The following is a 7,295-nucleotide window of genomic DNA, read 5'->3' as shown; positions in this document are numbered from 1 at the left end:
AGCTGGGACATTAGGGCTAACCTCAAATGCTCCAGCTATAGCGCTTCAGGCTAAATTAATCAAATGCGACTCATTTCGTGTCTACAATTGCCCTGGCCTGAAACCCCGATCGGAGACAGATCCATGCCCACTGTTCTAAGGTATGTCTTGACCCTGCCCCTGTTCACGGCCCTGCTGCTGGTGCACGCCCCCCTGCAGGGCAAGGAGGCCACCGAGGCCAAAGCCGCGGGCGGGACCCTGCCCATGGAGATCATCGCCCTCGATGGGGCGATGCGCACGGTGACCCTGGAGGATGTCTACCGGCACCACGGTCATCCCTGCCCGCCGGTCACGGTCACCTACCTGGCCCTGCGGCATGCCCTGGACCGGCTGTACGATGAGGGGGAGACCCCCCGTGCCGGGGATCTGGCGGTCCTCACGCCGGTGTTTTCCCGGGGCGCGGCGGACGTGCTGGAACGGGTCCTGGGGATGCAGCCCGCCAACGGAGCCGATGCGGGACCTGCCCCGATGACTTCTTCGGCCGATCTGCAACTGCGGGTGATGCGTCTGTCCACCGGGGAGGGGGTGAACCTGCGCCTGGCGCCGGGGGTCTGGCCGGAGGGCTGGTTCCCGTTGCGGGCTCGCCGCATGCAGGGGGAGATCACCCCGGAGGAGACCCGGCGCCTGCGCCAGGGATGGACCGAGGTGGTGCAGGGGTTCCCCGGGCGATCCCCTCAGGACCTGTTTGTCGAATCCCCGGTGACACGGGTGGGGCTCTGGTTGCCCGCCGGGTCAGCGGCTATTGATGATGAGTAAGCGATGATGAACGAGATCAGCCAAGACGCCGCCGGCCCCCTTGCGGGGCTCGGGTCCCTGGTGGAAGTGGGGGGGCCGGTGGTGGCCATCCTCCTGGGGATGTCTGTCGTGGCCCTGACGGTGATCCTGGCCAAGCTCTGGCAGTTCGCCTGGCTGCGGCTCGGGGACCGACGCAGCCTGGACGCGGCCCTGGACCACTGGGAGGCGGGACGCGCCGAGGCGGCCCTGGATGTGCTGGCGGGGTCCCGCAGTCCGGCGGCGCGGGTGGTGGAGCGGGCCATGGGCGGCTGCATGGATGCGCAGATGTCCGAGGCCCTGCTGCGGGAGGAGGTGGCGCGCCTGGCCGGGGATTGGCTGGAGACCCTGCGGGGGCAGTTCCGCACCCTGGAGGTGATCGGCAGCCTGGCGCCGCTGCTGGGCCTTCTGGGTACGGTCCTGGGCATGATCTCCGCCTTCCAGGCCCTGGAGGCGGCGGGCAGCCAGGTGGATCCGGCGGTCCTCTCCGGCGGCATCTGGGTGGCCCTGAGCACCACGGCGGTGGGGCTGGCGGTGGCCATCCCGGTGGTGGCGGTGCTCCATGCCCTGGAACGCTGGCTGGAACGTTTCCGCCACCGCATGCAGGATGCCGTCACCCGGGTGTTCACGCTCCGCTGTGCTGCCGCGCCGGTACGCAACGCCCCCGCGCGGCTCCATCCGGTGTCCGGCGAGGACGCCCCGGGCGGCGGCAGGCAGGACGACCGGAAACGGACGGGTTCCCATGGAGATTGAGGCCCCGCCCCCGCGGCGGCGTGCCCTCATCGGCCTCACGCCGCTGATCGACGTGGTGTTCATCCTGCTGGTCTTCTTCATGCTGGCCTCCAGCTTCCTGGACTGGCGGCTGCTGCCGCTGCACGCCACCTCGGGCACGGCCCTGGCCGCGGCGGAACAGGCCCCCCTGCGGGTGCACGTGGCCGCCGATGGCGGCATCCGCCTGCAAGATCGGGCGGTGGAACCCGGCGGGCTCGCCCGTGCCCTGGGTGCGCGGCTGGCGGAGGCGCCGGGGCGGGCCGTGGTGGTGCAACCCGAGGGGGATCTGCCCCTGCAGCGGCTGGTGGCCGTGCTGGATCAGGTGCGCGCCGCCGGGGCCTCCCAGGTCACCCTGGCGGGGGAGTGAGGCCATGCAATTGCCCCCCATGCCACCGCGCCGCGGCGAGGACGACTCCCATCTGATCCCCCTGATCAACATCGTCTTCCTGCTGCTGATCTTCTTCATGCTGGCCGGGGCCCTCACCCGGCCCGATCCCTTCGCCGTGGAGCCGCCGGCCTCCGCCCGGGCCGGGGAATCCCCCGGAGAGGCCCTTCAGATCCTATTGAATCGGGAGGGGCGCCTGGCCCTGGATGGCCAGCCCCTGGAGATGCAGGCACTGAAGACACGCCTCGCCCGGGCGGTGGAGGCGGCGGCCGAGGAAGGGGAGGGCGTCACCGTGCATCTGCGGGCCGATCGCCGCGTCTCCTCTGCCCGGCTGCTGGATCTCACCCGGCAGATGCAGGAGACGGGGGTGGAGCGGATCTTCCTCCTGACCCTGAAGGCAAGGGGAGAGACCCCGTGAGCCTGCGCCCGGGACACTGGGCCGTGGCCCTTACCGTGGCCCTGGCCCTGCATGCCGTGGCGGGGTGGGTATGGGTGCGCCAGGACTCGGATCCCCGGGGTCAGCCGGGGACGGCGGATACCGGCATGCGGATCCAGGTGGCGGGCCGGGATGGGGGAGGTGTGGGCGGTCCCTCCGGACAGGAAATGACCGAGCCCGAGTCGGAACCCGAGCCCGAGCCGGAACCCGAGCCCGAGCCCGAGCCGGAACCCGAACCCGAACCCGAACCCGAACCCGAACCCGAACCCGAACCGGAACCGGAACCGGAACCGGAACCGGAACCGGAACCGGAACCGGAACCGGAACCGGAACCGGAACCGGAACCGGAACCCGAGCCGGAGCCGGAGCCGGAATCCGATCAGGAAACCGAAACCCTGGACGATCCCCGGTCCTCCCCGGCCGCCTCCCGCTCCCCAGGAACATCCGGTGCAACCCCTTCGGCGAATGATGCATCCGGGGCCCCTGCCCAGGACACCGCCGGCGGGGCGGCGGGAGAGGACGCCCGGCGGGACTATGCCCGGCAGCTACAGGCCTGGTTGGAGCGGCACAAGCGCTACCCGCGCCAGGCCCGTTTCCGGCGTCAGGAGGGGACGGCGACGGTGCGTTTCGTGGTGGACCGGGAGGGCAATGTGCGCTCCCACGAGGTGGTGCAGTCTTCGGGATATCCTGCCCTGGATCGGGAGGTGGAGGCCATGCTGGAGCGGGCCCGGCCCCTGCCGGCGATGCCGGAGGATCTCCCCGGGGCGCGCTTCACCGTGGTGATGCCCGTGCGCTTCAGCCTGCGTTGAGGCTGGCCTGCGCCGCCGGGGAGGCCGCGTCCGCGGGGGCGGGCACGAAGCGGCCGGATTCCATGTATCGGGGCGTGCCGCCCAGCCGCTGGCGCTGCGCGGCGTCGTGGCTCACCCACAGGGCCGCGGCGTGGTGGCTGGCCAGGTAGTCCCGTACCAGGGTCTCCACCCGCCGCGTGTTCTCCGGGTCCAGGTTGGCGGTGGGCTCGTCCAGCAGCAACACCCGGGGCCCCAGGGCCAGGAGGCGCACCAGGGCCAGCCGCTGGCGCTCGCCGCTGGAGAGCCGGTCCACGCCCCAGTCCGTCACCGTTGCGGGGAATCCCAGGGCCTGTAGCCAAGCCGGGTCCACCCGCTCCAGGTGTGCCCCCACCGTGTCCGCCCACCAGGCCGGCTCCGCCGGCAGGTAGCCCACCTGTCTGCGCCAGCGGGAAGGGGGGAAGTCCTCCCGTGGCCGGCCCTCCAGGGCCACCCGCCCGGTGTTGCGGTCCAGGTCGGCGATGGCCCGCAGCAGCAGGGACTTCCCCGCCCCCGAGGCACCGGCGATCTGCACGACCTCCCCGGCATGCAGTTCCAGTTGCACCGGACCCATGCCGGCGAAGCGCAGATCCTGCAGGGACAGCAGGGCAGAAGTGATGTTGGTCATGGGCAGCGATGATATCCGCCCCGGACCCGGCCCGTCTCGGTTGCAGTGCCCTTGAGGATTGTATACGGTCAATCCGGCGGCCTTCCCGGGGGCGGATGATGCGAGACCGAGGAGAACCACGCCCCATCCGGGGCGGCCGCGGAATCGATCATCACCATGACAGGAGCCGAGAATATGAGCGATCACCCCATCAGCCGTCGCAAGTTCCTCAAGGCCGGCACCTGCGGTCTGGCCGCCGTGCCCGTGGCCGGACTGTTCTGGAGCGGCAATGCCCAGGCCCAGGAACGGCTCAAGGAGAATGACCCCTCGGCCCAGGCGCTGGACTATGTCCACAACGCCGCGGATTCGGACCACGCCGACTATCAGCAGGGCCAGAACTGCCTGAACTGCGACCTGTACACCGACCCCAATGCAAAGGACTGGGGCCCCTGCGCCGTGTTCCCCGGCAAGCTGGTGGCCGCCGAAGGCTGGTGCAGCGCCTACGTGCCGCGCAGCTAAGCACGGCCCCATGCCGTTGCCGCGCCCCCCTGGACACGGCAACGGCGGCCTTTATTGTGAGCCGCACGGGAACTGTTCCACGCGAACGCGCCCCGTGCGGCTGATGATCACCTGCCGTCCCCGCTCCCCGTGACAGAGCCGGAAGCTGCCCATTTGCAGGGCCCCGTTCAACTGCCGGGTCTGCCCGTCCGGCCGGTAGGCCACGTAGCGCGCCAGGCCTGCGCCGGTGTGGATGGCCACGGCCCCCGAGGGCACGGCCCAGGCGCGCAGCACCGGGGCCTGGGTTTCCAGGGCGGAGACGGTCTTTGGGGCCGGGCGCAGGAGCCAGCCCCGATGGTAGGGGGTTTCGGCGCAGGTACGACCATCGGCGGAGGGGCAGAGCACAACCCCTTCGCCCCGCTTCACCGCCTCGAAGCGCGCCGCGGTCAGGGCCTGTACCAGGGCGTTGGTGGTGGCGGCGAGCCGTTGTTCCCCCAGGAGTGCGGCCCACCCCGGAAGCACCAGGGTGGTCAGCACCACCACCAGGGTCAGGGTGACGAGCAGTTCCATGAGGGTGTATCCCTTGGTGTGCATGGACATCCTGTCCTCCGTTTTCCGTTCCCTGATTCAAGGGTAGTCCCGTGATGAGGCCCGAACAATCCGCATGGGGGGTGCGCCTGCCGCCCGCGCTATACTGGAAGTCCGTGGTCCGCTCGGTGTTTCGGTGGAGGAGTGCATGAACCTGGTGAACGGCGCCCTGCTGGTGGGTCTGGGTCTGTTTCTGGCGGGGTATGTCCTGGTGGCCCGCCAGGGGTTCTGGCGGGGCTGGCTCTGGGGGCTGGTGACTCTGGTGCCGGGGCCGTCCCTGGCCTTCGTGCTGCTCTACTGGCGCGTGGCGCGCCTGGGTTTCGTCCTCGGGATCATGGGGCTGGTGGTGGTCGCCGGGGCCCTCTACGGCGGCGCGGACCGGACGCTGGAGCGCCTGATGGGGCGTGCCGGCATGGAGACGGAGATCGCCATTCCCGTGCCCCGGCCCCAGGATCTGGATGTGCCCAACGAGGCCCAGGTGCGCCGCCTGGAGGAGCAGACGGGGGAGCCCCTGGAGATGCTGGATTTCGATCCCTATGCCCTGGAGCGGGTGCAGCCCCTGCCCCCTGAGGACAGCCTGGAACTCCGGCCGCCGCAACAGTGGGCCTTCCGTCCGGCGGAGATCGCGGAGCTGCCCCGGCTGGAGGGGGAGCGTCTGCGGGTGACCCTGGAGGGCGGCGAGGTGCTGGAAGGCGTCCTGGACCGGGCCGATGTGGATTCACTCCATCTGCGGCGGGCCTACCGCGGGGGCTCGGCCACCTTCGAGTACGCCTATGGGGATATCCGCAGCATAGAGGTCTGGGCGGTGCGGGGGGGCGCGCCCCGTTCCGCCGGACCGGCCCCGGAAGGGGAGGGATGACAGGTATGCAGTGCTACGTCTACCGCAGCCCGCGACGGGCCGACACCTACATCTATCTGCCCCGCCGGGACGGGTTCTCCGCCGTGCCGGAGCCGTTGCTGCAGCTCTTCGGCCCGCCGGAGCTGGCTCTGGAGATCGTCCTCACGCCGCAGCGGAAACTGGCCCGGGAGGAGGCCGGTCAGGTCCTTGGCAACCTGTTGCGCCAGGGCTTTCACCTGCAGATCCCCAGCGAGAACGAACGCCCCGCCTGAGGGCACCGCTAACCGCCTCGCCCCTTCAGCCCCCGCCGTTCTCCAGGATGTCCGTGTCCTCGTGGCTATAGGCGGGGGTGCAGGCGCAGAGGATGCGCAGGGGCACGCTGCCGGTGTTGCGCACCCGGTGTGGGGTGCCCGGCGGGATGCGCACCGTATCCCCGGTGGTGACGGGGAACTCCTCGGCATCCAGACGCATCATCCCCTCCCCCTGGGTGAAGTGATAGATCTCCTCGGTGACGCGATGGCGGTGCAACTCCGTGCGCGCCCCCGGCTCCACCCGGGCCTCGGCCAGACTCTGCCCGCCTTCACCGTGCAGGCGGGGGTGCATGAGTTCGCGGATCTCGGAACCGTCCAGGGTGCGGTAGGGGGCGATCTCCTCGTAGCGCGTCTTCATGGTGGCTGCTCCTCGCGGCGCCCGTGGCTGGCGTTTCAGTGTGCCGCCCCCCGTCCCCGGCGGCAAGCGCGGCGCTGCGGGGTGCTGTATCAATCGATCGGCATCAGGTCGTCGATATCCACGGACAGGGCTCGTGCCAGGGCGTGCAACACACTGGCCGATCCGGTCTTGTGGCCGGCTTCGATCTGCGAGAGGTAGGACTTGCCGATCCCGGCCCTCTGGGCCAGGTCTACCTGGGTAAAGCCTCGATACTCCCGCCACACCCGCAACGGATGCTCGTCGCCCTGGAGCAGGCGGCTGGTGACGGCATGGGGGATCAATTCTTCTCGACCTTCATCCAGTTCACGCACTGTGGTGTCGAAGTCGTGAAGGTCCTGCGCCATCTCGGCCAATTCCACCAAGCGACGGTACTCAGCGAATGGTACGACCGCGTATTCCGGTTTGCCGTCTTTTTCGATGATTTGGGTATGCATGCTCATTTGTATACGTCCCCTCGCGGGCCGACCTTCAGGATCAGAAGAATCAGTCGTTCGTTCTCCAGACGGTACAGTGCTCGCCAGTGGCCCACTCTCAAGCGGTAGCCATCACGGCCTTGCAGGGGTTTGGTGTCCAGGTCGTTCCGATCCGGGTCCTCGGCCAGCATGTGCAGGGCTGCTTGCATTCGGCGGCGATCCTTGCGGCACATTTTGCGTAATGCCTTTACCGCTGCCTTCGTGTAGTGGAGCTCGTGCATCCACTAAAGTTTACAAGATGGTTTGCTTTTGGTAACCCCTCCCTTGCAAGGTGCGCGCGGTATGGTCCACCACGGCGCTGCGGGGCGTGTGTATGCGCGCCACCGGCCAGAGGGTATAATCGGCGCCCCTCCTTGT

The 7,295-nt window shown here is 69.4% G+C and carries 13 protein-coding genes; 8 read left to right on the top strand and 5 right to left on the bottom strand.

The window, feature by feature from the left end; all coding sequences use genetic code 11:
* Positions 1 to 123: 123 nt before the first annotated feature.
* Genes BM214_RS11330 through BM214_RS11310 form a run of 5 tightly spaced genes read left to right on the top strand, consistent with a single transcriptional unit; the run spans position 124 to position 3,211 of the window.
* On the top strand, positions 124 to 795 hold the full coding sequence (locus BM214_RS11330; RefSeq protein ID WP_143096392.1) for an FmdE family protein: 672 nt from the start codon (positions 124 to 126) through the stop codon (positions 793 to 795).
* Between the two features lie 6 nt (positions 796 to 801).
* Positions 802 to 1,563 carry a MotA/TolQ/ExbB proton channel family protein gene (locus BM214_RS11325; protein WP_090487258.1) on the top strand — a complete coding sequence of 254 codons (762 nt, stop codon included), beginning with the start codon at positions 802 to 804 and terminating at the stop codon, positions 1,561 to 1,563.
* Complete coding sequence (locus tag BM214_RS11320; protein ID WP_090487239.1) at positions 1,553 to 1,948, top strand: ExbD/TolR family protein; 396 nt, start codon at positions 1,553 to 1,555, stop codon at positions 1,946 to 1,948. The genes BM214_RS11325 and BM214_RS11320 overlap by 11 nt, the downstream gene beginning before the upstream one ends.
* A 4-nt stretch (positions 1,949 to 1,952) precedes the next feature.
* Complete coding sequence (locus tag BM214_RS11315) at positions 1,953 to 2,384, top strand: ExbD/TolR family protein (protein ID WP_090487236.1); 432 nt, start codon at positions 1,953 to 1,955, stop codon at positions 2,382 to 2,384.
* A gap of 2 nt (positions 2,385 to 2,386) precedes the next feature.
* Positions 2,387 to 3,211 carry an energy transducer TonB gene (locus BM214_RS11310; RefSeq protein WP_090487254.1) on the top strand — a complete coding sequence of 275 codons (825 nt, stop codon included), beginning with the start codon at positions 2,387 to 2,389 and terminating at the stop codon, positions 3,209 to 3,211.
* Here the strand turns inward: BM214_RS11310 and BM214_RS11305 are convergent.
* Positions 3,198 to 3,854, bottom strand: coding sequence for an ABC transporter ATP-binding protein (locus BM214_RS11305; protein WP_090487233.1), 657 nt, complete (start codon positions 3,852 to 3,854; stop codon positions 3,198 to 3,200). The two genes, BM214_RS11310 and BM214_RS11305, sit on opposite strands and share 14 nt — an antisense overlap.
* Before the next feature lie 174 nt (positions 3,855 to 4,028).
* Between BM214_RS11305 and BM214_RS11300 the strand changes: the two genes are divergently transcribed.
* Complete coding sequence (locus BM214_RS11300; RefSeq protein WP_090487230.1) at positions 4,029 to 4,352, top strand: high-potential iron-sulfur protein; 324 nt, start codon at positions 4,029 to 4,031, stop codon at positions 4,350 to 4,352.
* 51 nt (positions 4,353 to 4,403) lie between these two features.
* Here BM214_RS11300 and BM214_RS11295 read toward each other — a convergent pair whose 3' ends face one another.
* Positions 4,404 to 4,925, bottom strand: coding sequence for a GspH/FimT family pseudopilin (locus BM214_RS11295; protein ID WP_177217661.1), 522 nt, complete (start codon positions 4,923 to 4,925; stop codon positions 4,404 to 4,406).
* Between the two features lie 142 nt (positions 4,926 to 5,067).
* Here BM214_RS11295 and BM214_RS11290 point away from each other — a divergent pair, with 142 nt between their 5' ends.
* Both BM214_RS11290 and BM214_RS11285 read left to right on the top strand, forming a co-directional pair.
* Positions 5,068 to 5,778, top strand: a complete 711-nt coding sequence (locus BM214_RS11290; protein WP_090487228.1) for a hypothetical protein — start codon at positions 5,068 to 5,070, stop codon at positions 5,776 to 5,778.
* Between the two features lie 5 nt (positions 5,779 to 5,783).
* Positions 5,784 to 6,029: a YcgL domain-containing protein gene (locus BM214_RS11285; RefSeq protein WP_090487225.1), complete on the top strand. Its 246-nt coding sequence runs from the start codon at positions 5,784 to 5,786 to the stop codon at positions 6,027 to 6,029.
* A 25-nt stretch (positions 6,030 to 6,054) separates the two neighbouring features.
* On the opposite strand, the gene BM214_RS11280 is transcribed toward BM214_RS11285, so the two are convergent.
* From BM214_RS11280 to BM214_RS11270, 3 genes are all read right to left on the bottom strand, one after another.
* A complete protein-coding gene (locus tag BM214_RS11280; RefSeq protein ID WP_090487224.1) occupies positions 6,055 to 6,426 on the bottom strand; it encodes a cupin domain-containing protein in 372 nt (123 codons plus the stop codon).
* An 89-nt stretch (positions 6,427 to 6,515) separates the two neighbouring features.
* Positions 6,516 to 6,905 (bottom strand): helix-turn-helix domain-containing protein, encoded by a 390-nt coding sequence (locus BM214_RS11275; RefSeq protein WP_090487222.1) that lies wholly within the window; start codon positions 6,903 to 6,905, stop codon positions 6,516 to 6,518.
* Positions 6,902 to 7,159, bottom strand: coding sequence for a type II toxin-antitoxin system RelE family toxin (locus BM214_RS11270; RefSeq protein ID WP_090487219.1), 258 nt, complete (start codon positions 7,157 to 7,159; stop codon positions 6,902 to 6,904). Before BM214_RS11270 ends, BM214_RS11275 begins: the two co-directional genes overlap by 4 nt.
* Positions 7,160 to 7,295: the final 136 nt, after the last annotated feature.

Source organism: Ectothiorhodospira mobilis, assembly GCF_900114895.1.
GTDB classification, from domain to species: Bacteria; Pseudomonadota; Gammaproteobacteria; order Ectothiorhodospirales; family Ectothiorhodospiraceae; genus Ectothiorhodospira; species Ectothiorhodospira mobilis_A.
This window is presented reverse-complemented; position numbering and strand designations above follow the sequence as displayed.